Annotated in this window: 26 protein-coding genes and 1 tRNA gene; 12 read left to right on the top strand and 15 right to left on the bottom strand. The window is 39.5% G+C overall.

The window, feature by feature from the left end; all coding sequences use genetic code 11:
• Positions 1-10: 10 nt before the first annotated feature.
• The 7 genes from BM266_RS04920 to BM266_RS04890 all read left to right on the top strand — a co-directional run bounded on the left by BM266_RS04920 (position 11) and on the right by BM266_RS04890 (position 7,195).
• A complete protein-coding gene (locus BM266_RS04920) occupies positions 11-2,020 on the top strand; it encodes a transglutaminase family protein (protein WP_093406626.1) in 2,010 nt (669 codons plus the stop codon).
• Positions 2,021-2,023: 3 nt separating this feature from the next.
• Complete coding sequence (locus BM266_RS04915; protein ID WP_093406623.1) at positions 2,024-2,350, top strand: nucleotide pyrophosphohydrolase; 327 nt, start codon at positions 2,024-2,026, stop codon at positions 2,348-2,350.
• Positions 2,350-2,616, top strand: a complete 267-nt coding sequence (locus BM266_RS04910; RefSeq protein ID WP_093406621.1) for a hypothetical protein — start codon at positions 2,350-2,352, stop codon at positions 2,614-2,616. Before BM266_RS04915 ends, BM266_RS04910 begins: the two co-directional genes overlap by 1 nt.
• Before the next feature lie 13 nt (positions 2,617-2,629).
• Positions 2,630-3,853 (top strand): 3-phosphoshikimate 1-carboxyvinyltransferase, encoded by a 1,224-nt coding sequence (gene aroA, locus BM266_RS04905; protein ID WP_093406618.1) that lies wholly within the window; start codon positions 2,630-2,632, stop codon positions 3,851-3,853.
• A gap of 84 nt (positions 3,854-3,937) precedes the next feature.
• On the top strand, positions 3,938-4,993 hold the full coding sequence (queA, locus tag BM266_RS04900; protein ID WP_175494755.1) for a tRNA preQ1(34) S-adenosylmethionine ribosyltransferase-isomerase QueA: 1,056 nt from the start codon (positions 3,938-3,940) through the stop codon (positions 4,991-4,993).
• 123 nt (positions 4,994-5,116) lie between these two features.
• Complete coding sequence (gene rlmN / locus BM266_RS04895; RefSeq protein ID WP_093406616.1) at positions 5,117-6,160, top strand: dual-specificity RNA methyltransferase RlmN; 1,044 nt, start codon at positions 5,117-5,119, stop codon at positions 6,158-6,160.
• 57 nt (positions 6,161-6,217) lie between these two features.
• A complete protein-coding gene (locus tag BM266_RS04890) occupies positions 6,218-7,195 on the top strand; it encodes a polyprenyl synthetase family protein (protein ID WP_093406613.1) in 978 nt (325 codons plus the stop codon).
• Positions 7,196-7,354: 159 nt separating this feature from the next.
• Here BM266_RS04890 and BM266_RS04885 read toward each other — a convergent pair whose 3' ends face one another.
• From BM266_RS04885 to BM266_RS04875, 3 genes are all read right to left on the bottom strand, one after another.
• On the bottom strand, positions 7,355-7,594 hold the full coding sequence (locus BM266_RS04885) for a hypothetical protein (protein WP_093406610.1): 240 nt from the start codon (positions 7,592-7,594) through the stop codon (positions 7,355-7,357).
• Between the two features lie 174 nt (positions 7,595-7,768).
• Positions 7,769-7,984 carry a hypothetical protein gene (locus BM266_RS04880; protein WP_093406608.1) on the bottom strand — a complete coding sequence of 72 codons (216 nt, stop codon included), beginning with the start codon at positions 7,982-7,984 and terminating at the stop codon, positions 7,769-7,771.
• 47 nt (positions 7,985-8,031) lie between these two features.
• Positions 8,032-8,175 (bottom strand): DUF4130 domain-containing protein, encoded by a 144-nt coding sequence (locus BM266_RS04875; protein WP_317040952.1) that lies wholly within the window; start codon positions 8,173-8,175, stop codon positions 8,032-8,034.
• 319 nt (positions 8,176-8,494) lie between these two features.
• Here BM266_RS04875 and BM266_RS04870 point away from each other — a divergent pair, with 319 nt between their 5' ends.
• The 3 genes from BM266_RS04870 (at position 8,495) to BM266_RS04860 (ending at position 10,116) form a co-directional block, all read left to right on the top strand.
• Positions 8,495-9,289 carry a carboxylesterase family protein gene (locus tag BM266_RS04870; RefSeq protein ID WP_093406605.1) on the top strand — a complete coding sequence of 265 codons (795 nt, stop codon included), beginning with the start codon at positions 8,495-8,497 and terminating at the stop codon, positions 9,287-9,289.
• Between the two features lie 238 nt (positions 9,290-9,527).
• On the top strand, positions 9,528-9,980 hold the full coding sequence (locus BM266_RS04865; RefSeq protein WP_093406602.1) for a GatB/YqeY domain-containing protein: 453 nt from the start codon (positions 9,528-9,530) through the stop codon (positions 9,978-9,980).
• A 62-nt stretch (positions 9,981-10,042) separates the two neighbouring features.
• Positions 10,043-10,116, top strand: a tRNA-Arg gene (locus BM266_RS04860).
• Between the two features lie 266 nt (positions 10,117-10,382).
• Here BM266_RS04860 and arsB read toward each other — a convergent pair.
• From arsB to BM266_RS04840, 4 genes are read right to left on the bottom strand one after another with little or no spacing between them, the layout of a single operon-like run.
• On the bottom strand, positions 10,383-11,414 hold the full coding sequence (gene arsB / locus BM266_RS04855; RefSeq protein ID WP_093406600.1) for an ACR3 family arsenite efflux transporter: 1,032 nt from the start codon (positions 11,412-11,414) through the stop codon (positions 10,383-10,385).
• Positions 11,401-12,036, bottom strand: coding sequence for an arsenate-mycothiol transferase ArsC (locus BM266_RS04850; protein ID WP_093406597.1), 636 nt, complete (start codon positions 12,034-12,036; stop codon positions 11,401-11,403). Before BM266_RS04850 ends, arsB begins: the two co-directional genes overlap by 14 nt.
• Position 12,037: 1 nt before the next feature.
• On the bottom strand, positions 12,038-12,370 hold the full coding sequence (locus BM266_RS04845; protein WP_093406595.1) for an ArsR/SmtB family transcription factor: 333 nt from the start codon (positions 12,368-12,370) through the stop codon (positions 12,038-12,040).
• Between the two features lie 18 nt (positions 12,371-12,388).
• Positions 12,389-12,856: a DUF6428 family protein gene (locus BM266_RS04840; protein WP_093406592.1), complete on the bottom strand. Its 468-nt coding sequence runs from the start codon at positions 12,854-12,856 to the stop codon at positions 12,389-12,391.
• A gap of 410 nt (positions 12,857-13,266) precedes the next feature.
• On the opposite strand from BM266_RS04840, the gene BM266_RS04835 reads away from it, so the two are divergent.
• Both BM266_RS04835 and BM266_RS04830 read left to right on the top strand, forming a co-directional pair.
• Positions 13,267-13,632 carry a hypothetical protein gene (locus BM266_RS04835; RefSeq protein ID WP_093406590.1) on the top strand — a complete coding sequence of 122 codons (366 nt, stop codon included), beginning with the start codon at positions 13,267-13,269 and terminating at the stop codon, positions 13,630-13,632.
• A 324-nt stretch (positions 13,633-13,956) separates the two neighbouring features.
• Positions 13,957-14,307 (top strand): DUF488 domain-containing protein, encoded by a 351-nt coding sequence (locus BM266_RS04830; RefSeq protein WP_093406587.1) that lies wholly within the window; start codon positions 13,957-13,959, stop codon positions 14,305-14,307.
• Position 14,308: 1 nt separating this feature from the next.
• Here the strand turns inward: BM266_RS04830 and BM266_RS04825 are convergent, their stop codons facing one another.
• The 8 genes from BM266_RS04825 to tamL all read right to left on the bottom strand — a co-directional run bounded on the left by BM266_RS04825 (position 14,309) and on the right by tamL (position 24,899).
• Positions 14,309-15,295, bottom strand: coding sequence for a YpdA family putative bacillithiol disulfide reductase (locus tag BM266_RS04825; RefSeq protein ID WP_093406585.1), 987 nt, complete (start codon positions 15,293-15,295; stop codon positions 14,309-14,311).
• Positions 15,282-15,944 carry a ribulose-phosphate 3-epimerase gene (rpe, locus tag BM266_RS04820; RefSeq protein WP_093406582.1) on the bottom strand — a complete coding sequence of 221 codons (663 nt, stop codon included), beginning with the start codon at positions 15,942-15,944 and terminating at the stop codon, positions 15,282-15,284. Before rpe ends, BM266_RS04825 begins: the two co-directional genes overlap by 14 nt.
• Before the next feature lie 284 nt (positions 15,945-16,228).
• Complete coding sequence (locus tag BM266_RS04815; RefSeq protein ID WP_011708302.1) at positions 16,229-17,092, bottom strand: sigma-70 family RNA polymerase sigma factor; 864 nt, start codon at positions 17,090-17,092, stop codon at positions 16,229-16,231.
• A 318-nt stretch (positions 17,093-17,410) separates the two neighbouring features.
• On the bottom strand, positions 17,411-19,660 hold the full coding sequence (locus BM266_RS04810) for a polyribonucleotide nucleotidyltransferase (RefSeq protein WP_093406580.1): 2,250 nt from the start codon (positions 19,658-19,660) through the stop codon (positions 17,411-17,413).
• Between the two features lie 219 nt (positions 19,661-19,879).
• Complete coding sequence (gene rpsO, locus BM266_RS04805; RefSeq protein ID WP_093406577.1) at positions 19,880-20,149, bottom strand: 30S ribosomal protein S15; 270 nt, start codon at positions 20,147-20,149, stop codon at positions 19,880-19,882.
• A 97-nt stretch (positions 20,150-20,246) separates the two neighbouring features.
• Complete coding sequence (accD, locus tag BM266_RS04800; protein WP_093406575.1) at positions 20,247-21,104, bottom strand: acetyl-CoA carboxylase, carboxyltransferase subunit beta; 858 nt, start codon at positions 21,102-21,104, stop codon at positions 20,247-20,249.
• Positions 21,105-21,216: 112 nt separating this feature from the next.
• Positions 21,217-22,284 (bottom strand): class II fructose-bisphosphate aldolase, encoded by a 1,068-nt coding sequence (fbaA, locus tag BM266_RS04795; RefSeq protein ID WP_093406572.1) that lies wholly within the window; start codon positions 22,282-22,284, stop codon positions 21,217-21,219.
• 44 nt (positions 22,285-22,328) lie between these two features.
• A complete protein-coding gene (gene tamL / locus BM266_RS04790; RefSeq protein WP_093406570.1) occupies positions 22,329-24,899 on the bottom strand; it encodes a translocation and assembly module lipoprotein TamL in 2,571 nt (856 codons plus the stop codon).
• Positions 24,900-24,936 lie beyond the last annotated feature (37 nt).

The raw sequence follows: 24,936 nt of genomic DNA, 5'->3' as shown, positions 1-24,936 counted from the left end.
AACCTAAATTATGAAAAATTCAATTTTATTAATTCTAATCCTTTTGCTGAGCCTCCCCATAAATGCTCAAAATTATAAATTCGGAAAGGTCTCTGAAGAAGAGGTAGCTCAAACCGAGCACCCTGAGCATAAGGAAGCCAATGCAGCAGTGCTTTACAGAAAGCAGGAGGTTTATTATGAACTACATAAACAAACCGGACTAACCTTAATAACTCAAATACACGAACGTATAAAAATCTATAATAAGGAGGGCTTTGATTGGGCTAATAAAGAAATAAAGGTTCACAAAAATTCTTCAACAGGAGAGAAGGTGACTTCGGTTAAAGCTTATACCTATAACCTGGTAGATGGGAAATTACGGGAAGAGAAATTAGATAAGAGAGATATTTTTGAGGAGGAAACTTCCAGGTACCGTAAAACTACCAAATTCACTATGCCGGCAGTAACCGAGAGTAGTGTTATAGAAATAGAATACACCATACGTTCACCTTTTATTACTTCTTTAGATGCAGTGCCGCTTCAGGATGTGATCCCTATTGACAGGTTGGAAGTAAGTTTGAAAATCCCTGAATTTTTTGGTTTTAAGATTCATTATAACCCCAGATCCCCTCTTATCATCCCAATAGAACAAAGTCAGGGTAGTTTCACTTATAACTATACCCAATCAAAAAGAGCAAATCTAGGAATGGGGGAAACCAAATTTGAAAGAAAGAAAGTAGAGTATTTGCTGAATGAATACAGCCTCGAACAGGATGCTATCCCTCCTCTAAAAAATGAAAATTATATAGACTACCTTAAAAATTATGCTGCTTACATAAGGCTGGAGCTACAATATACCAAATACCCAAATTCCCCCATCGAAAATTATTCTCAGTCCTGGGAGGGGGTGGCTAAAAGCATCTTTAATGATTCCGATCTCAAAAAGGAAATAGGAATTACCAATTATTATAAAGATGATCTTGATGTGCTTCTTAATGGAAAAAAACAGGAAGAAAAAGTTGACCTTATCTACAATTATGTGCGTGATAATATTAAGTGGAATGATTATGTAGGGTTCCGGGCCGAGGTGGGAACACGCAAGGCCTATAAGGAAGGCCTGGGCAATACAGGTGATATTAACCTTATGTTGATTAGTATGCTTAGGTATGCCGGTTTTAAAACCAACCCGGTTTTGGTGAGTACCCGCTCTCACGGTATTCCTTTATACCCTACCCGTGAAGGTTTCAACTATGTAGTTGTGGGTCTGGAATTACCCAATGGAGTAGTGTTAATGGATGCAACCGATCAAAATGCAGGAGTAGGGGAATTGCCTAAGAGAGCAAGGAACTGGCAGGGTAGAATAATAAGGGAAGATGGCAGTTCGGGATGGTTACCTCTTTTGCCACAAATCAAATCTGTTAATACCAATCGTTTGGACCTACAGCTGAAGGATGATTTTAGCATCCACGGCCGTGTTTTGAATTCTTATTATGGGTTACATGCCAAAACTTTCAGAGATAAACATGGGAAGACCAATACTGACAATTATGTGGAAATGCTGGAAAAAGATAAAGGTAATATTGTAATTTCGAACGTAGAAATTCATAATCGCGAAGACAAAGGTGAAAATGTGCGGCAAACCTATGAGTTTGACCTTAAAAATGGGATAGAGGTTATAAATAGTAATATTTATATAAAGCCCTTAATATTCGGTGGAATGACTGAAAATCCCTTTAAAGAAAATGAGAGGAATTACCCTGTGATCTTCGATTTTCCAAGTGTGGAAAAGAACACAGTAAACCTTATGATCCCCGATGGTTATGAAATAAGCTCAATCCCGGAGAATTTTGATACCATGTTAGGGGAAGGTGCAGGACAATTTATCTTTAAAACCACTGTTGCAGGTAAATTTTTAAGGGTTGAAACCATAATGGATTTAAATAATATTGTGTATACTTCGGCCGACTATGAAATGTTGAAAGAATTTTTCGCACAAATGGTGGAAAAACAATCCGAAGCCATTGTGCTCACTAAAGTATAAGGAATGAATATAGATAACGCTCAAAAAGCGGTAGACGATTGGATAAAGGAGCATGGAGTTCGTTATTTTAACGAGCTCACCAATATGGCGCAACTCACTGAAGAAGTAGGGGAAGTTGCCCGAATAATTGCACGTCGCTATGGAGAACAAAGCGAAAAGGATAGCGATAAGGACAAAGACCTGGGAGAAGAACTGGCAGATGTGATGTTTGTGGTGCTATGTCTTGCCAACCAAACCGGAGTTAATTTGCAAGAGGCATTCGATAAAAAGCTGGACATTAAAACCAAAAGGGATAAAGACCGCCATAAGAATAATGAAAAACTTCAATAATGGGTTTTAAGAGTATAGTTTCACAAAAAAGCTTCTGGAAATCAGTAATATTACTGGGGGTTTCCTTTCTTGTAATTTATAATTTTGTGAGTATGTTATTTGAATATGGTGGGATTGAAATAGCCACTTTTTTCAGGGAGCGTACCGAAGACGGGAAATTATTCCGGTTTATTCTGGGGCAATTTGTAGCGGCTCTGGCCTACGGGTTTATCATTGCTTTTGGCCAGTTTAAGATGAAGGAAAAGGAAGATTCCCGGAATAAATAAAAATCAGAAGGAGATGAAGATTAAACTTTTTAACGATAAAAAGCAGCTTTCGGGAGACCTGAAAATTACCGGTTCAAAGAGTGAATCGAATCGCTTACTTATTCTACAGGCTCTATATCCTTCTCTAAAGGTCGAGAACCTATCCAATAGTGATGATACCCAATATCTGAAAAAAGCTTTAGCTTCCGAAGAAGAGTTAATTGATATTCATCACGCGGGTACGGCTATGCGTTTTCTTACGGCATATTTTGCGACCAGAGAGGGCAGAGAGGTGGTCTTAACCGGCAGCCCACGTATGCAGGAACGGCCTGTCAAACTATTGGTGGATGCCTTAAAAACTCTGGGCGCCGATATAAGTTATGAAAAGGAAGAAGGTTATCCGCCGTTGAGAATAAAAGGGAAAACGCTTACCGAAAACGAAGTGAAAGTACAGGCTAATATCAGCAGCCAGTATATTTCGGCTTTAATGCTTATCGCGCCTTCATTACTTAATGGGTTACAAATAGATCTTGTGGGTCAGGTGACTTCAGCACCATACATCAATATGACCCTCGAAATGATGAAAAATGCCGGGGTGACGGGAGAATTCACCAAAAACAAAATAATAATAGGACCTGCCGAAAAACTGGAGAGCAAAACCATCGCTGTGGAATCAGACTGGAGTTCGGCTTCTTATTTTTATAGTCTCGCGGCCATTAGTGAAACTGCGCATTTAAGACTGGGTATTTACCGGGAAAAGAGTCTGCAGGGCGACTGCTGTATTTCTGAAATTTACCGGCAGTTTGGGGTGGAAACCCATTATGAGGATGATGCGATAGTGCTTAAAAAAACCTCTCAAAAGAAACCAAGGCATCTTGCAGAAAATTTGATTGACTCGCCCGATATCGCTCAGACTATTGCGGTAACCTGCCTTGCGCTTGGCGTAAATTGCACTTTAAAAGGACTGCATACCCTTAAAATAAAGGAAACCGATCGGCTTGCCGCGTTAAAAACTGAAATTGAGAAATTTGGAAGCAGTGTAAAAATTTCAAAGGATAGCCTGGAATTGATTCCGCAGAAAGATTTCACTAAAAATGTTTCCGTAGCCACCTATAACGATCACCGAATGGCGATGGCCTTTGCGCCTCTTGGTCTCAAAGTGCCTTTTGAAATTGAAGATGCCATGGTAGTTTCGAAGTCTTATCCCGATTTCTGGAAGGATCTTGAAAAGCTGGGCTTTAACATAGGCAGGGCCTAAACACCGGCAAAGACAAATAAAGTCTTATTTACTTGACAACGCCTGTTTTGAGGTTGTATATTTGCAGCTTTTAAAAGCACACTTATGGGAATGAAACTTTCACAATTCAATTTTGAACTTCCACCGGAACTATTGGCTGAGTATCCTGCTGAGAACAGGGATGAGGCAAGACTAATGGTTCTTAACAGGAAAGAACAAACTATTGAGCATAAACAATTTAAAGACATCCTGGATTATTTTGATCCTGAAGATGTTATGGTTCTTAATAACACCAAGGTTTTTCCGGCTCGTCTCTACGGAAATAAGGAAAAAACCGGTGCAAGAATTGAAGTTTTTTTACTCAGGGAACTAAACCCTGAAACCAAACTTTGGGATGTGTTGGTAGATCCTGCAAGAAAAATAAGAATTGGGAATAAACTTTACTTCGGGGAAGATGAAAGTCTGGTAGCCGAGGTTATTGATAATACGACTTCCCGTGGGCGAACCCTTAGATTTTTATACGATGGTTCTTACGAAGATTTCAGAAAAAAACTACAGGAACTTGGGGAAACCCCGCTTCCAAAGTATATAAAAAGGGAAGTACAGCCTGAAGATCAGGAGCGTTACCAAACGATTTATGCTAAAGAAGAAGGGGCAGTTGCCGCTCCTACAGCCGGGTTACACTTTTCCAAACATTTGTTGAAAAGATTGGAAATTAAAGGAGTGGACTTTGCTGAAGTTACCCTTCACGTAGGTTTGGGAACTTTTAGCCCCGTCGAGGTAGAAGACCTTAGCAAACATAAAATGGATAGCGAAGAAGCTTTTATTACGAAAAAAGCCACGGATACTATCAATAAGGCCAAGCTGGAAAACCGTAGAGTTTGTGCGGTGGGTACTACTGTTATGCGTGTTCTGGAGAGTGCGGTTTCTTCAAATCAAACTTTAAATGAATATGGAGGTTGGACTAATAAATTTATCTTTCCTCCCTACGATTTCAGTATCGCCAATTGTATGGTGACTAATTTTCATACGCCAAAATCAACCTTACTTATGATGGTTTCAGCATTTGCCGGGCACGATTTTATGAAGAAAGCCTATGAGGAAGCCGTGAAGGAGAAATACCGTTTTTACACTTACGGAGATGCTATGTTGATCATCTAAAATCGCAAAAAATAGTATTAAAGCCACAAATTTCAAGTTTGTGGCTTTTTTTGTTTTCGAAGAAGCTAAACACTTAAGATTCAATTAGTAATAAAATCCTTTAATTCTTCATACTTTTGCAGCGTGAAAAATAAGAAGAAAGACATACGGGCACTTACCAAGAAGCAATTGCAGGACTTTTTTGTTGCAGAACGCGATAAATCCTTCCGCGGAAGTCAGGTATATGAATGGCTTTGGAATAAGGGAGCACACAGCTTTGAGGCGATGACCAACATTTCCAAGGAGACCCGTGAAATGCTGAACGAAAATTTTGTGATCAACCATATTCGGGTAGACCAGATGCAACGCAGCAGTGATGGAACGATCAAAAATGCGGTAAAGTTACATGATCAATTAACAGTTGAATCGGTTTTGATTCCTACGGCTACTCGAACTACGGCTTGTGTTTCCTCACAGGTGGGATGCAGTTTGGATTGCCAGTTCTGTGCCACTGCAAAATTAAAAAGAATGCGTAACCTGAATCCTGATGAGATCTACGATCAGGTTGTCGCTATCGATAACGAAAGCAGGCTATATTTTGATCGGCCCCTGAGTAATATTGTTTTTATGGGAATGGGGGAGCCGCTAATGAATTACAATAATGTGATGAAGGCGGTCGAGAAGATAACCTCACCGGAAGGTCTGGGCATGTCGCCGAAGCGCATCACCATTTCAACTTCAGGAGTGCCTAAGATGATTAAAAAGCTGGCTGATGATGAAGCCAAAATCAAGCTTGCGGTTTCTCTGCATTCGGCTGTAGATAAAATTCGCACGAAAATAATGCCGTTTAATGAGACCTTTCCTCTAAATGATCTAAGAGAAGCCCTGGAGTATTGGTATTCAAAAACCAAAAGCCGCATTACCTACGAATATATTGTGTGGAAGGATATTAACGATACCAGAAAAGATGCTGAAGCCCTGGTGAGATTCTGCAAGTATGTTCCCTGCAAGGTGAATCTTATCGAATACAATCCTATAGATGACGGCAATTTCCAACAGGCTTCTTCCCAGGCAACCGATATGTACCAGCAAATCCTGGAAAGGAATAATATTACGGTTACGGTACGTCGCTCCCGCGGAAAAGATATAGATGCTGCCTGCGGTCAATTGGCAAATAAATCGGCTTAATTTGGAAATGAAGTCACCACTCAAAATTCTCTTTAAATAATTATATTTGGTGGCTTAATGAAAGTAATTTCCCAAATAAAACTCCCGGTAGAGAAAGAAATGGAACTTTTTGAAAAAAAGTTCTTCGAGTCCATGTCTTCTCAGGTAGCGCTACTTAATCGTATTACCCATTATATTGTTAACAGAAAAGGTAAGCAGATGCGGCCAATGTTCGTGTTTCTGGTTGCCAAAATGGTTTCAGACGGGAGCGTGAACGAGCGAACCTACAGGGGAGCTTCAGTCATTGAACTGATCCATACCGCCACGCTAGTACACGATGATGTGGTTGATGATTCAAACCGCCGTCGTGGCTTTTTCAGCATTAATGCTTTATGGAAAAATAAGATCGCTGTTTTGGTTGGCGATTACCTGCTTTCTAAAGGTTTGCTCTTATCTATTGATAATAATGATTTTGATTTGCTGAAGATCATTTCGGTTGCAGTAAGAGAGATGAGTGAAGGGGAATTGCTGCAGATTGAAAAAGCGCGTCGCCTGGATATCACCGAGGCGGTTTATTATGATATCATCCGCCAGAAAACAGCTACTCTTATCGCTGCTTGTTGCAGCCTGGGAGCAGCTTCGGTTAAACCTGAATCCAACGAGATCGCCAAAATGAGACGCTTTGGAGAACTTATTGGGATGGCGTTTCAGATCAAAGATGACCTTTTTGACTACGGAGATGACAAAATTGGGAAGCCTACAGGAATAGACATCAAGGAACAAAAAATGACGCTTCCGCTGATCTACGCCCTGAATAATTCTACGAAAAAGGAAAAATCCTGGCTTATAAATTCGGTTAAGAATCATAATAAGGATAAAAAGCGGGTAAAGGAAGTTATAGAATTTGTGAAACTGAAAGGCGGGCTTGATTACGCGGAAAATAAAATGATGGAATTCCAGCGAGAGGCTCTTTCTATTCTGGAAGATTACCCCGATTCGACTTATAAAGATTCGCTGGAGTTAATGGTGAATTATGTAATCGAACGAAAAAAATAAGCCCTCGCTCTCGCCTCGCCCAAAGGGAGAGGAGCTATACTACTATAATTTTGGCAATGTTAACGATGAAGTTATTCCGTAATTCATGGAATTGATTGAAAATTAAAAAACCGCATAATTGTGATTACACGGTTTTTTGATTTAAGGTGTCAGGCAGAATTAATAATCGTCATTTGCCTCTTGCCCATTTATATCATCGGTTTCGTGAATTTCTTCATCGATCTCCTTTTTTACCTTCTCGGCACCTTCTTCTATTTTTTCTCCTGCTTTTTTGGCATTATCTTCAATGTCTTCGCCTATAGCTTCAATAGCGTCCTGGGTTTTCTCCTGGGTGGTTTCTCTACAAGCATTTAGTGAAAACGCCAGGATGGCAACTAAAAATAAAATTAACTTTTTCATATGTAGGATATTTATTGTTTTTTAATGGTCATATGTAATTCGCATACCCCTGCCTACCGGCCAGGTTCATGAGTGTTTGTATCGCGTTTCCGTTATGCTCATTTTATAGGGTTAATAAAAAAAAGCCACTTTCGATGAAGAAAGCAGCTTTAGAAAATAATTTTAAGTACGATTTTACATATTATCGTCCTCATTCATTTCTTCGTCAATTTCCTGCTTAGCTTCTTCAACAGCTTCTTCAGTTTCATCAGCAGCTTCTTCAGCAGCGTCTTCTATATCTTCACCTGCAGACTCTATAGCGTCTTCGGTTTTTTCTTCAGTAGTCTCTCTACAAGAGTAGATCGAAAGGGACATAGTTGCAACAGCAAATAATAAGAATAATTTTTTCATTTTTAGATAATGTTTAGTTAGTTGAAGAAACAAATTTAAGCTAATTTTTAATTTATCAATGGAATCTTTTTACTCAAATATTTCCAATAAGTTTCGGGGACGTGTTGTAAGGGTAATTTCTGGTTTGCCCACGGTTTAATATTTGCAGATTGAAAATAATTCTTCCATAGTTGTTGAAAGTTTGCATAAATACAACAGAGCAGTCCGTCGAAACTCCATCATAATTGAGCTGAACTGTATTCATTTAAAACAGGCTTAACTGAGTTCCGATTTCCTTCCTGAATTTCCCTTTGAATTCTGAAGCATCAGGCCTTTTATTTTTGTAGAAGCGAATTCAGTTTTCCTGAAATCCCCGCCCTGGAAGATAGTATCTGGACGAGGATTTTACGAACAGTAGTTAAGGAACTTAGCTTTCAGAATTAAGCAGGATAATAGCTATATTTGGTTATAGAAATATCTAGCCGAAACTTTAAACCGGTTTCAGGACATACTTTAAAAACTATATTCCTCATGAAATACAACATACCACATAAGATCAGTTTTCTTCTGGTAAATTTCTTTCTCCTTTCTTTAACTGTGGAATCTCAAAATATAAATAAGTATGATTCTGAAGTTTTTGTGGTAGAAGGAGATAGTTTAAATTACCGAATTTTATTTCCGAAGGACTTTTCGGAAGAAAAAGAATATCCCGTGGTTTTATTTCTTCACGGCGCGGGCGAAAGAGGCGGGAATAATGAGTCACAATTAACGCATGGAAGCGAATTATTTCTGAAAAATCAGGAAGAATTCCCAGCTATAGTTATTTTTCCCCAGGCACCAAAAGATGGTTATTGGGCCCGGGTAGAAGTAAAAAGGGACAGCCTGCCTTATCAATTTGATTTCGGGTTTGAGAAATCGGCTACCAAATCTCTTGAACTGGTAATGAAATTAATGGATAAAATGCAAGCCGAAGTTTTTATAGATGAATCCCGAATTTATGTGGGAGGTTTGTCTATGGGGGGAATGGGAACATTTGAGATGATTTACAGAAAACCTGAAATGTTTGCCGCGGCCTTTGCTATATGTGGTGGTGCAAATCCTAAGGTAGCTGAATATTACAGGCCAGGCTTTAATATCTGGATTTTTCATGGGGAGAAAGATAATGTGGTGCCCGTTGAATATTCAAAGAAAATGGCCAGAATGATCAATCATTTTGGAGGAAATGCAAAACTATCATTATATCCGGAAGCTAATCATAACAGTTGGGATACTGCCTTTGCTGAACCATTCTTATTGCCATGGTTGTTCTCCCACTCAAAGAATTAGATTGACCTAGAGAACCTTTATCCCCCACCTAATAAATTCCATTCAAAATTCATTTCTTAACTACACTGAAAAACATAATAAAATCTGGCCGATGAATAGTAAAATTCTAATTTCCAAATGCTTGTTGTAAATTCGCATGTCTCTTAATTTTGCAGGGAGAATAAGTGGGGATTTTAATTTTAATATTTTATCTTCGCTGCTGAGATTTCCGCCTACACGGAAATGACAAAGATAAGTTATGAGTTTACAGGATAAAGTAATGGCAGAGATGAAAGCTGCTATGAAAGCTAAAGACAGTGAAAAGCTGGAAGCTTTACGATCGGTTAAAAGTGCTATTTTACTGGCTAATACGGAAAGCGCTGCAAAAGACGGTTTGACTGAAGATGAAGAGCTTAAAATTTTGCAAAAACTGGTAAAGCAACGCAAGGAAAGCGCTGCTATTTACAGGGAGCAAAACAGAGCAGATTTAGCTGAACCTGAAGAAAAACAGGCTGCTGTAATCGAATCTTTTTTACCTGAGCAATTAAGCGAAGCTGAAATTGAAGCCAAAGTAGACGAGATCATCGCTAAAACCGGAGCCAGTGGAATGCAGGATATGGGTAAAGTGATGGGAATGGCTAGTAGTGAATTAGCCGGTAAGGCTGATGGCAAAACTATTTCTACAATTGTAAAAAGTAAATTGAATAAATAATTTTCGAAATCTTACAGGTCCCGATAACTATGCGGAATTAAAACCTGTGAGGTCTGGGAAACGGCCCCGTGGCGCAACTGAATAGCGCATCAGATTTCGGCTCTGAGGGTTGCAGGTTTGAATCCTGCCGGGGTCACACTGGATAGCTTCCATAACGCTGGAACCCGAACCCCTTGAGAAATCAAGGGGTTCTGTTTTTTAAAGAATTATATTTTGTGGTTTTAGCCACCAGTTAGCCAGCAAATTTTAAGTTTTATACATTTTTATACTATTTATTTCCATTAAAAAACCGCCTTTCCATTTCTGAAAAGACGGATTCCCAATCAAGACCATATAGAACCGGATGACGATTCCTAAATGGGGATGGGTGGTACTGAATAATATCCTGGTATCTTCAGAAATCTAATATCTCCATTTATTGGCTAAAGCAACCAAACTTAGCATAACAGGCACTTCTACCAATACACCCACGACGGTTACCAAAGCTGCCGGACTTTGGAGTCCGAATAAGGCGATGGCCACTGCAACTGCCAGTTCGAAGAAGTTACTCGTTCCTATCATCGCTGCGGGAGCACAAACTGCGTGTTTCAATTTTAGTTTTCTGCCAGCAAACCAGGTTAGGAAAAAGATAAAATAGGATTGAATGATAAGTGGCACCGCAATCAACAGTATGATTAATGGATTATCCAGGATATTAGGGCCCTGGAAGGCAAACAGCAACACCAAAGTAAGCAACAGCGCTAAAATACTCAAAGGCTTCAATCCTGGTAAAAATTGATTTTTAAACCAATCTTCTCCATGTTTTCTGACGAGTATTTTATTGGTGATCACCCCGGCAATCAGCGGAATTACCACAAAGATCAGCACTGAGGCTACTAGGGTGTTATAAGGGATAGTAATATCTGTAATACCTAATAACAAACCTACCAGGGGCACAAATGCTACCAGGATAATCAAATCGTTAATGGAAACCTGTACCAAAGTGTAATTCGGATCTCCATCGGTTAAATAAGACCATACAAAAACCATGGCTGTACATGGCGCAACCCCAAGGAGGATCGCTCCGGCAATATATTCGCCGGCCATTTCGGGATCGATCCAGGCAGAATACAGATGCTCAAAGAATATCCAGGCAAAAAAGGCCATAGTAAAAGGTTTAATCAACCAATTAACTATGAGCGTAAGGATAAGGCCTTTTGGAGCTTTACCTACACCTTTGATACTGCCGAAGTCGATTTGCAGCATCATCGGGTAGATCATGAGCCAGATGAGGATTGCGACCGGAATATTAACGTTATAGATCTGTGCATCGGCCAAAACCTGCATATTGTCTCCCAGGAAATGGCCAATTAAGATTCCTGCTGCAATACAAAGCGCGACCCATAGGCTGAGGTAGCGTTCGAAAAACGGTATTTGTTTTTTAGTTTGTGGCATCCTGGTTGATTTTTGAAAAGACATAACATAATTCAGTAGCAATCTGGAGGCTGCGTTCCCGATATTTTTCTTTTTGTTGGGGGGTACCGTCATAAGCTTTGGGATCATCATAGGTTATCGGGATCCGCTTTTCTGCTCCGGCAATAAAAGGACAGCCTGCATCGGCCTGGGAACAGGTCATAATTGCCGCAAAACCGGAAACAGGATTAAAGTCATGATCATAGGTTTTTGAAAAACCAATTATCGGATGGGTATTTGGGGCATATTTAATAGCATAGACCGGATTCTTTCCCTGGGAAATCGGGGAAATTTCAAATCCTTGCTCCTCCAGGGTTGTGCCAATCAACGGAAACATAGCTGTAGCTTCGGTACCGCCGGAATAACACCTTAGGTTTTCAATGTTGAAATAATCACCCATAACCTGTGCCCAAATTTGTGAGAGATGACTTCTTCTCGAGTTATGAGTGCAAATAAAGTTAAGGCGAATCTCCTCTTTGTTTTTGAATTTCTCTCCTATGTATTCAATGAGGGGAGCTAAGACCGCTTTTCTTGAACCTGGAATCGATTGAACATCCAGCGATTCAATGTTGTCTTTAATTTTTTTGAAAATCATATTATCCATACTAACAAGAGGAAAAACTGTTGGGATCATAACTGTCAAAGAATTCAGAAAATCGATCTTTGATAAGCTGCCATTTTTCGGCATTGATACAATAGTTTACGGATACGCCTTCCACAGTTCCCTTTATTATTCCAAGAGTTTTTAACTCTTTCAGGTGCTGACTGATAGTGGCCTGTGCCAGGCCTAATTCTTCTACCAGGTGCGTATTGCAACAGGTATTAGCCCTTAATAAATACTGCAGGATTGCTATTCGGGCAGGATGTGCAAATACCTTGGCATAGGTAGCCAACTCATTTTGAGTGGTGCTGAATAAATCGGATTTGGTAACTCCCATGATTTACTTATTAAATGATTAGCAACAACCACTCTCAGGGGAGCAGCAATTAGAAGATGCGGTCTCAGTAGTGGCAATTGCAGGCTCTTCAACAGGGATTCCACAATTATCTTTGGCGAGGCAATCGGTTTGCTTAGTGCTAAGCAAAAAATTGGTGCCATTGAAGTCCAAACCAAATTTTTCAATAGTTTGTCCCTGATATTCTACCTCAATTTCAAGATCTCCTATTCCTAAAGTATTTTGAGAAAGTTCAATAATGTGGAGCAATTTCTCAGGATGGAGCCTGTGGTCGTAATCATTGGCATTCCAGAGTTGAAAATTCACCACTTCTTCTTTTCGAACCGTACCCCCGCAATCAATAAAATGTTTGGTGATCTTCCCTATTTCAGTAACGTGGAAGTGATTTGGTACTAATTCGCCGTTTGGCAACTGGAAAGCAATCTCTTCCAGGTTGTTTAGCTGTTGTTTTATTTCTGAAAGTTTCATAGTATATGTGTTATAATATATAATTGCAATATTACGATTAATATAAAAATAAACAATGAAAGTTGGTTTTAATTTTGAATGGTGTTCATTTAATTAAGATTTTCCCTCCCTTAAACTGTGAGTGAATCGGGGAGAATAGTGCCTACGGAGTATCGTGGTTTTGGAAGATAACATTGTGCTTTCTGAATGCATCTCTCCTTAATATAAGGTTAAGGCCTAAAGTAGAAGTTCCTCTTTTTGGCCCGTTAAAGGCATAAAGCTCAGGTTATATGATTGTATAATCCTTAGAATATATGAGGAATAATTTAGAAATTTTTAGAAATGTGCGTTAAACTCGGCATAAATTGTTTTTAGCTTGACATTGAACCCATAATTTTACTCCAGAATCTAACATCTAAACTAATATAATTATGGCTTCTTATTTGAATGAAAATGAAATCAAAGCTTCCATGAGGCAACTCGTAAAGCAATATGTTGAAGAGTGTGAAAATTGCGGCAGCCTTCCCGAGGAGTTTATTAGCCTTATTAAACATAACTTCCTAGCGAAATACGTTTACTATAATAAAGAGAAAAAACATATTGAAATTGGGATCGATGAATCCTATTCCCCGGAAACTTATCCTGAAATAAAAGTTTATAAATTTCCGGTTAAAAAAGCCTCAGAATGGCTGGATAAGTCATTTAAGAATTCCAGGGGCGATATGGAATTCTACGGAAAACTTTTAAACCGCAATGAAATTTTAAGTTCATCGGAGGTTGTCCTGATGAGTAGATAAGTACTGTTCTGCCCCAAATTAAAAGCGATTTTGAGACCTACTTTGAAATCGCTTTTTTATTTTTCATTGTTGTCCGGTAAAAATTAAAACCATTGTCTGAATCCTTGCAATCACCTGACTTATATTATTTCGCCCCGATGGGGCTTCTCTTTTCGATGACAAACTTTTCTACCAATATATCGTCCCGATGGGACTAAAAACAGCTCCGTTAGGAGCGAAATGTCGGTAGAAAATAGGGGTTTGCGTTTTTCTAAGTCCCATAGAGCTTGTCCATATTTTTCGGGACGCGGTCTATTTTAATCGGGCAATAGTAATTTTTATGAAATGAATATAGAAATAGCGAGAATTTACGAAAATAAAGAAGCTTCAGCAGCTATTAGGATATTGGTAGACAGGCTTTGGCCCAGAGGGATTTCTAAAGAAAATGCTAATCTGGATTTTTGGTTTAAAGAGTGGGCGCCAAGTAATGATTTACGCAAAGAATTTCACCAGGAACAAATAACCTGGGCCGAATTCAGGAAAAAATATCAAAGGGAATTATCAAATAAAAAAGAGAAAATTCTTGAAGATCTCGAGGAATTAGATAAACGGAAAACCTTTTTACTCCTATATGGTGCTAAAAATGAAGACAGAAATCACGCTATTTTACTAAAAGATTTTCTTGAAAATTTATAGACTAAGCTTCTTCCTTATTGGCCAGGTCTTCCATTATCATTTTTGCGTGAACCCTTGAATTTTCTATAAACCATTTATGGGTTTCTACCCCACCGCAAATTACACCAGCCAGGTAAATTCCTTTAACATTGGTCTCCATTGTTTTCTCATTGTAATGAGGAATTTTTCTTCCGTCATCAGAAAGCTTAATTCCCATACCCTTCAGGAATTCAAAATTTGGCCTATATCCTGTTAACAGTAATACAAAATCATTTTCAAGAGTTCTTTCGCCATCCGGGGTGCTAATCACCACATCATTTTCTCTGATTTCCTTGAGGGTGGAATTATAAAATGCCTTGATGCTACCCTCCTTAATTCGGTTAATGATATCAGGACGAACCCAGTATTTTACCCGTTCCCCAATATCTTCTTTGCGAACTATCATACTAACCTCTCCACCTTTGCGATAAATTTCCAATGCGGCATCAACAGCCGAGTTACTTGCACCTACTACAATAGTTTTCTGAGTAGCGTAATAATGAGGATCGCCGTAATAATGAGCAACTTTTGGAAGATCTTCTCCGGGAATGTTCAGGTAATTGGGAATGTCGTAAAAACCGGTTGCAACGACCACATTTCTGGCTGCGTAAGTCTGTTTTTCGGTATTAACCTGATGTAAATTATCCTTCGGAGTTTCTACCGAATTCACTTTTTCAAATAATTTTATGTTGAGTTTATTTGAAGTGCTAATTCGCCGGTAATATTCCAGGGCTTCCGCTTTTACCGGTTTAGGGTTATTGCTGATAAAGGGTATATTGTCCAACTCCAGTTTTTCGGAGGTGGAAAAAAATGTCATTTTGGTAGGGTAGTGGTATAGCGAATTTACCAGGCATCCCTTTTCCAGAATCAGGTATGAAAGTTGTTTTTTTTGGGCTTCCAGTCCGCAGGCAATTCCTATGGGACCACCGCCAATTATAATAACATCAAAAATATCCTCAGGAGTTTGCAAGTAGTTTCAGGTTTTTAATAGTTTTAATTTGATCTTTAGCCTTAAAAACAAAGCTCCCGGCAACCAAAACATCGGCTCCGGCTTCAATTAATCGGGCAGCATTTTCATCGGTGACCCCTCCATCAATTTCGATAAGCGTGGTGGCATTGTGGGTGATAATTATTTCTTTTAGGCGCTGTACTTTTTTGTAAGTGTTTTCAATAAAACTTTGTCCGCCAAATCCCGGATTAACACTCATCAAACAAACCAGGTCTATGTCCTGAATAACGTCCTGTAATAAATCAACACTGGTGTGCGGATTAATGGCCACTCCTGCTTTCATTCCTTCGGCTTTAATCGCCTGGAGCGTGCGGTGAAGATGTGTGCAGGCTTCATAATGTACCGTTAGGTTATCTGCTCCCAGTTCAGCGAATTCACTGATGTATCGATCCGGATCTACGATCATGAGATGAACATCGATGGTTTTTTGAGCATGTTTATTGATGGCCTTTAAAACCGGCATTCCGTAGGAAATATTCGGAACAAAAACACCGTCCATTATATCTATGTGAAACCAGTCGGCATCACTTTGGTTTACCATTTCAATATCCCGCTGAAGATTGGCAAAATCGGCAGCCAGAATAGATGGAGCAATAAGTTTTGTTGTCATAAATGTTGTGCTGTAAGTGTGTCACAAAAATAATAAGATTATACTTAATTGATGCCTTCTGAAAATTTATTTAGGATGGACTTTTCTGAACTTTGATTGGAAAATTTTCAAAGACTATTTTATTCGGCGCAGTCAGGCCCCCGATAGTAAACGGGATTAATCTCAGAATAAAATCATGAAAAAACCCCGGTTCATCAGGCCGGGGTCATTCATCAATCAAAAAACGAACAGTTATTTTGGTAACCGGTAATCAGCCGGTATTAACTGTTGTCATCTTAAATTTCTTATCCTAAATAAGTTTTCAGGATCTTACTTCTTGAGGTATGTTTCAACCTTCTAATAGCTTTCTCTTTAATCTGTCTAACTCTTTCGCGTGTAAGATCAAAAGTCTCGCCAATTTCCTCAAGGGTCATTGGATGTTGATCTCCTAAGCCAAAGTACAAACGAATAACATCAGCTTCCCGCGGAGTTAAAGTTTCTAAGGCGCGCTCGATCTCTGTTCTTAAAGACTCGTGAAGAAGTTCTTTATCAGGATTTGGAGATTCGCCAGAACGCAATACATCGTAAAGGTTAGAATCTTCACCTTCTACCAAAGGAGCATCCATAGATACGTGACGGCCAGAATTCTTCATAGATTCCTTAACGTCATTAATCGTCATGTCCAGTTCCTTCGCGATTTCCTCAGCACTTGGTGGGCGCTCGTGAGATTGTTCAAGGAAAGCAAAAGTTTTGTTGATCTTGTTTATAGATCCAATTTTGTTCAATGGTAAACGTACAATACGCGATTGCTCGGCCAGTGCCTGAAGAATGGATTGGCGAATCCACCACACCGCGTATGAAATAAATTTAAAACCACGGGTTTCGTCAAAACGTTTCGCAGCTTTAATCAATCCTAAATTTCCCTCATTAATAAGGTCAGGTAGAGTTAAGCCCTGATTTTGATATTGTTTTGCCACAGATACAACAAAACGAAGATTCGCTTTTGTTAATTTCTCCAAGGCACGGTCATCACCCGCTTTAATTCGTTGTGCTAATTCTACCTCTTCATCGGCAGTAATCAAATCAACCTTACCAATTTCTTGCAAATACTTATCCAGCGAAGCAGTTTCACGGTTCGTTACCTGCTTCGTAATCTTAAGTTGTCTCATCTATCGTCTCCTTGGATTTTAATTGTGAATAGCTCTTGTATTAGTTTATACGCAAAGAGTAGTCGAAATGTTACAAAGATCCTTAATAAATTTTTTCTGGGCGTTTCCCTCCGGGCCGGGCTTTTCGTTGCAAGTCCTCGCTCGCTCCAATCGCTGTGGGCTTTCCACTGCAACCTGCCTGCCGGCGAGGCAGGTCCCTAACGTGGAAAAGATTCAAGATTTAATTAAATATGTTTACCAGATAAGAATGAAAAAAACACAAAAAAATCCCCGGAAAATTAATTCCCGGGGATTTCAATTTATAAGCTAAAGACTTTTTTAGTTGTTGTCTTTACGGTCTCTGTTGTCTCTGCCTCTGCGGTCATCACGGCCACGATTGTCCCGGGAACCACGATTGTCGCGACCTCTGTCGTTACGATCGTTGTCTCTTGGTGGGCGAGGCTGGTAGCCTTCCGGCTTTTCGAGTAAAGCTTTACGGGAAACCTTTTCTTTTCTGGTTTTTGGGTCTACACCAAAGTATTTCACATCTATAACATCACCCATATTTACAATATCGGTTACGTTATCGGTGCGGTCCCAGGCTAGTTCAGAAATATGAAGTAAAACCTCGTTGCCTGGAGCATCAAGATATTCTACCACAGCTCCAAAATCAAGAACTTTGATCACTTTTACCTTATAAGTAGCTCCTTTTTCAGGCTTAAAGGTGATAGACTCTATTTTAGCAAGAACTTTTTCGATGCCTTCCGGATCGGTACCCAGAATTTCTACAATTCCTTCTTCGGTCTCAGGATCTTCATTGATCACGATCTCGGTTCCTGTAGTTTTCTGAAGTTCCTGAATAACTTTTCCTCCGGGTCCAATCAATGCACCAATAAATTCATTAGGAATTCTTCTGGTGATAATTTTTGGAGCGTGAGCTTTAACATTTTCACTAGGAGCAGATATAGTTTCTGTAAGTTTCTCTAGAATATGAAGTCTGCCTGCACGAGCTTGTTTCAGCGCTTTTACTAAAATCTCGTAAGGAAGTCCTTTTACTTTAATATCCATTTGGCAGGCGGTAATCCCGTCAGCGGTTCCGGTTACTTTAAAGTCCATATCTCCCAGGTGATCTTCATCTCCAAGAATATCTGAAAGTACAGCGTGACGCTCACCATCGGAGATCAATCCCATTGCGATACCCGACACCGGTTTTTTCATTTGGATACCAGCATCCATCATTGCCATAGTTCCGGCACAAACAGTTGCCATAGAAGATGAACCGTTAGATTCCAAAACTTCTGAAACAATTCTTACTGTATATGGATTGCTTTCAGGAATCATTCCTTTCAAGGCACGTTGTGCCAGGTTTCCGTGTCCAATCTCACGTCTTGAAGTACCTCTAATTGGGTAAGCTTCTCCGGTACAGAAAGGAGGGAAATTATAATGCAGGTAGAATTTTTCTTCTCCCTGGTGAGTTGGCATATCAATAGTGTTCGCTTCTCTGGAAGTTCCCAAAGTTACGGTTGCCAATGCCTGAGTTTCCCCACGGGTGAAGATAGCCGAACCGTGTACCGATGGTAAATAATCGATTTCACACCAGATAGGTCTGATCTCGTCGGTTTTTCTGCCATCCAATCTCACGCCTTCAGCAAGGGTAAGCTCTCTTACCGCTTCCTTCTCGGTTTTACTGAAATATTTTTTGATTAACTTTTCGTTTTCTTCTAATTCTTCTTCAGAAAACAAAGCTAAAACATCTTCTTTTACTGCTGAAAATGCTTCACTACGGTCTTTTTTGCTGTGACCGCCTTTGGCAATATCATATATTTTTTGGTAAGCAGCATCGTGAACTTTCTTCTCGATATCTTCTTTTTCTTCAGCCGAGGCATATTCCCTTACCGGTTTTTTGCCAAAAGCTTCAGCTAAACGCAACTGCGCGTCTATTTGTTTTTTGATGTGCTCGTGAGCAAATTGAATGGCTTCTGCCATTTCTTCTTCTGAAATTTCTTTCATCTCACCTTCCACCATCATTACAGAATCTGCAGAAGCACCAATAATCATATCGATGTCTGATTCTAGTAATTGGCTACGGCTTGGGTTAATCACGAACTCGCCGTTTATTCTACCCACACGGGCTTCAGAAATTGCGGTTTCGAAAGGAATGTCTGAAAGCTGGATTGCTGCAGAAGCGGCAAGTCCTGCCAATGCATCTGGCATAACTTCTTCGTCGTGAGACATTAACTGGATCATCACCTGAGTCTCAGTTCTATAATCTGATGGGAATAACGGACGTAATACACGGTCTACAATTCTCATTGTTAAAACTTCACCATCACTTGGTCTTGCTTCTCTTTTGAAAAAACCTCCGGGATAACGCCCGGCAGCAGCAAATTTTTCACGGTAATCTACGGTTAAAGGGAAGAAATCCAAAGTGCTTTCTTTGTAAGAAGAAACAACGGTACACAGCAGCATGGCTTTGCCCATTTGCACAACAACCGACCCGTGGGCTTGTTTTGCTAATTTTCCGGTTTCGATCGAGATCTCTCTTCCATCTCCAAGATCGATAACCTCTTTAAATGTTTGTGGAATCATAATAAAAATTTCAAATCAGGCCGTAGTGTTAGGGCCTGTGTTAAACAATGGTCTCCGTCTTTCAGGACGGTCTGGTTGTGTTGTTGTGTGTGTAGTTGTTGCAGACCAATGAAAAACTACCTTTCGCTCCGGACAATGTTGGAACTACAGGGTGACAATTTAAGGCAATTTACAAATTGCTTCTATATAAAAAAAGGGGGCATATAGCCCCCTTGAAATTTATTTTCTTAATCCTAATTCCTTAACGATAGCACGATATCTCATAATATCTTTCTTCATCAGGTAATCAAGCAGGCTTCTTCTCTTACCTACCAACATTACAAGAGAACGCTCGGTGTTGTAGTCCTGACGATTTTTCTTGAGGTGTTCAGAAAGGTGAGAAATTCTGTAAGTAAACAATGCGATCTGACCTTCAGTGGAACCGGTGTCGTTCTTACCTTTTCCGTACTTTTCGAAGATCTCCTGCTTTTTTTCTTTTGCTAGATACATTCCAATATTTATTTAAATGATTTTTATGTATTGACAGTTTTTCTGTCAAGCGGCAAATATACTATTTTCCTAAGATAAAGTTCTTTAAAACTCTGTTTTATTTTCTTACTGGTTGATTCTGAATAAGATCCAGATATAAGTTCACTTTGTTTTTAAGTTCCGATCGTTTTACGATGAAATCCAGGAAACCATGTTCTTTAACGAACTCTGCAGTTTGAAAATCATCGGGAAGATCTTTTCCTGTGGTGTCTTTCACCACGCGCGGACCCGCAAAACCTATAAGTGCACCCGGCTCAGATATATTAATATCGCCAAGCATTGCAAAGGATGCAGTTGTTCCTCCCGTAGTTGGATCGGTACATAAAGAAATGTACGGTATTTTTGCCTCTGCCAGTTGTGCCAGTTTAACCGAAGTCTTTGCCAGTTGCATTAAGGATAATGCCGCCTCCATCATTCGGGCGCCTCCCGATTTTGAAATGATCATAAAAGGGATGTTGTTCTTCAGCGAATAGTCGGCTCCCCGGGCAATTTTTTCTCCTACTACAGAACCCATTGAACCACCAATAAAACTAAAGTCCATACAAGCTATTACCAGTTCTTTTCCTTTAGATTTTCCTACGGCAGTACGAACGGCGTCTTTCAGGCCGGTTTTATCTTCGGCAGCTTTTAATCTGTCGGTATATTTCTTGGTGTCCTTAAAACCCAGTGGGTCTTTAGAGGTCATATTTTTATCGAGTTCCTTAAACTCATTATCATCAAAAAGGATCTTGAAGTATTCCTTGCTTCCTATCCTAACATGGTAGCCATCTTCCGGACTAACATAGAAATTACTTTCCAATTGTTCGGCATCTACGATCTTTCCTGTTGGAGATTTATACCATAAACCTTTGGGGACATCTTTTTTGTCCTCGGTAGGGGTTTGAATTCCTTTTTGTGTTCTTTTAAACCAAGCCATTTGTTTCAGGTTTCAGGGATTGAACTCTTCCGGAACTACTCCGGAGACTGAGGGTTTATTTTAAATAAAAACAGCTGAAGTATAAAACTCCAGCTGTTTTTTGCAATTTAATCTATAAGGTATTTACGTTATTAAGGTCTTCGAATGCCTTTTTTAGACGGGCTTTGAAAGTGAGTTCACCTTCACGAACCCATTTTCTCGGATCGTAATATTTTTTGTTAGGAACATCATCTCCTTCTGGATTACCTATTTGAGCAGCAAGAAAATCTTTGTTTTTACCCATATAATCACGTATTCCTTCCAGATAGGCATATTGAAGATCGGTGTCAATATTCATCTTGATCACTCCGTAACCAATTGCTTCTCTAATTTCTTCTACCGTAGAACCACTCCCGCCGTGGAATACGAAATCGATGTGATTTTCTCCCAGGGAGTACTTTTTGGTTATATATTCCTGTGAGTTTTTAAGGATCTTAGGAGTAAGTTTTACGTTTCCTGGTTTATAAACTCCGTGTACATTTCCAAAAGCAGCAGCAACGGTAAACTGGTCACTAACTTTGCTTAGTTCCTCAAAAGCATACGCTACTTCTTCAGGCTGAGTATATAATTTTGAAGAATCCACATCGGTGTTGTCAACTCCGTCTTCCTCACCACCGGTAATTCCTAATTCTATTTCCAGGGTCATCCCCATTTTGCTCATTCTTTCAAGGTACTTCTTGCTAATCTCCATATTTTCTTCCAGAGATTCTTCTGAAAGATCTATCATATGTGAGCTATATAAAGGTTTTCCGAATTGTTCGTAGTGTTTTTCACTGGCATCAAGAAGCCCATCTATCCAGGGAAGTAATTTCTTGGCACAATGATCGGTATGCATAATAACCGGTACTCCGTATAATTCGGCAAGTTCGTGAACATGTTTTGCACCTGCTACACCACCTGCAATGGCGGCCTTTTCATTTTCGTTAGATAGTCCTTTTCCTGCATTGAACTGAGCTCCTCCGTTTGAAAATTGAATGATAACGGGTGAGTTTAATTCTGCAGCAGTTTCCAATACAGCATTGATACTGCTGGAACCTATAACATTTACCGCGGGAAGGGCGAAACCTTTTTCCTTGGCAAGTTTAAATATTTCCTGAACTTCTTTTCCTGTGGCTACGCCTGGTTTAATATTGTGACTCATAATTTAATTGAATTTGGCTTACAAAAATAAGAAAATTAAATGGCTTAGAAAGGATAATTGATACCCACATTATAAACCGCGTGGTTGAAGTTGTAATCTTTAAACCAGCGGTTTCCTTCTTCGCGGGCAGGGTCGTAGGTTTTGAAACCTATATCGAATCTCAAAACAAAAAAGTTAAAATCATATCTCAATCCAAAACCGGAGCCAACGGCTATATTTTTAAGATCGGAAAAGGAGGTGAATGTGGCCTCTTCATTTTCAACAATATCGAGAACATTCCAGATATTCCCTACATCAATAAAAACCGCCGAGTGCAAAGATCCGAAGAGATTATACCGGTATTCCATGTTAAAAGCTAGCTTCATATTCGCCTCGTTAAATTCGTTGCGTCCACCTGTGCTTCCGGGGCCCAGGTCATAGGCTTGCCAGGCACGGTTGTCGTTAGGACCTCCTGCAAAAAAGCTACGCGCAAAGGGAATGCTGTTTGCATTTCCATAGGGAATTGCAATGCCGCCAAATGCTCGTATTGCAAAAATATTTTCCTGGCCAAGATCCCAGTGTTTTATAAAGTCTATTTCGGTTTTGGCATATTGGGAGAAGTTTACTCCCAGAATTTTGTAATTTCCATTGTCATTTTTCTCCAGGCCGGCCACACTGGAAATGGCTGATAAAAGATTACCAGCAGTCTCCACTTTAAACCTGAACCTGGTAAACTCCTGGTCGTACAGATTTTCTTTGGTATTCCATAAATAAGTATAATTAGTAGCGAAGATGAGGTTGTTTTCTGTCAGGCGGTTTTTTCGCTCTTTTACATAATTCGCTATCTGGAGTTGCGCTGAATTTAATCCTGTGGTAGGCCCATCATCTGCATCTATATCTTCAAGGAAATTTTCGGCGCCCTGGGGTATGGTCAATTGGCCCTCTTCGTCAAGATAATCGGGACTGGTAACCACATTGGGTGACTGAACGATCTCATTTAATTCATTATAGGAATTTCTGTAAACATTAAAATAATTATCGGTATTTAAATTTCTTACATATTGAATATTAAGCAGGTCCAGTCTATTTGATAATTGACGCGAAGGCGTCCAGCGATACTCCATTGCTCCCGAAAGATTCCTTTTGTCTAATCCTATATTGGATTGCGTGCTCACTCCCAAACTCAGGGTGGTGAAGGGCGACATATACTTAGGGATAATTTTTTCGGTATCAATGGGAAGAAATATTCTAGGGAAGCTGAGTTTGAGATCGGCTCCAATTTCAGAAATATCAAAAAAACGGTCTTTATCACTGCTTGCTGCCGCATCGGTAGATGAGCCAACACTTCCCCTACCTGATATTTCCAGGTTCTCAGCGCCCCGAAAGACGTTTCTTATTAAAAGGGAACCACCAAAGCCAATCCCAAATTCCTGGATGTTGCTTTGTGAGATTTCAAAATCGAAGCCTAAGGAATACTTCTGTTGTGGGGTAAGAAATATATTTGCTACCAGGTCGGTGCGGGTGCTGTCTTCAGGATCCGGGGTGTATCTAATGGTAGGGTATTTAAAATTCCTAAGCGAATTAAGCCTGTTGTAGGTACGCGTACGTGCGATATCGCTGTAGGTATTTCCCGGTCGTATAAAAATAGCATCAGTAATGGCTTCGGGTTTGTAGCGTTGCTTTTCAAAACTGTAAATATTATATCCTTCGTGCTGAACGCTATCTGTAACGGGTTTTGATCTATTAGCATAAGCATAATCGGTAAAGACATTCACCTTGGTTACATCATGAATTTTAAATGGTAGCGTTGAGGTGGTGTCACCTTCGCTTGCAGGCCTGTTCTTAATGATTACCGCCGTATTTACTTTATAATTAGTGCCTACAGTATCGGCTTCAAAACTAATAAACTCCTGGTCAAAATTGTAAACTCCACTATTTCTGAAAAGACGGGTGAGCCTGTCTCTTTCATCGTTGTAATCAAGGGTTTTGTATTGTACCTCTTCCTTTATGTGGGAATCCTGGGCGTTAGCATCGTAAAGAGAATCTATTACTTGAGAAGCTATTCTTTTGCTTATAGAATCTACGATATAAGGAGTATGGGTCTGAACATAATATTCTACACTTGCCCGTTTCTTTTTATCTTCTGAAGGAATTATTTTATAATCTGTCTCGACATTAAACCACCCGTGATTCCAATACCAGGAATTTAAACGTCTAACCGATTTTTCGGTTTCTTCTTTGCTTACTATTACCGGGGCTTCTCCGGTATTCTTTATCCATTCATTAAATTTCTTTCGGGAATGCAGAAATTTTTCAAATTGTTTGTAGGAAAGAATATCTACTAAAAATTTTTTCTTTTTGGGGTTGTCCAGATATTTTTGGGTAAGAATTGAATCTATATCCGGTCGTGCGAGGTTATAAAAATGAAGTCGTATTGGGACTCTCAACAACCTGGTGTTAGGTTCCTGATAGAGCTGATTATAGATTTGATTATCATTGATTTTTTCTCCATCGAGGAACACTGTATTTTCTGTTAACAATGCCTGGTCACTCTCTACGTGTTTAACAGCGTTACAGGAAATTAATAAAGACAGGAATAAGAAAAATAATGATATTTTTGCGAGAAACCGGTTCAAACAGTCGTTTTTAAGAAATCAAAAATACATTTTTTGT

Source organism: Salegentibacter flavus (genome assembly GCF_900115145.1).
Classification (GTDB): Bacteria; Bacteroidota; Bacteroidia; order Flavobacteriales; family Flavobacteriaceae; genus Salegentibacter; species Salegentibacter flavus.
The sequence above is the reverse complement of the archived record's forward strand: the minus strand, read 5'-3'. Positions and strand labels throughout refer to the sequence as shown.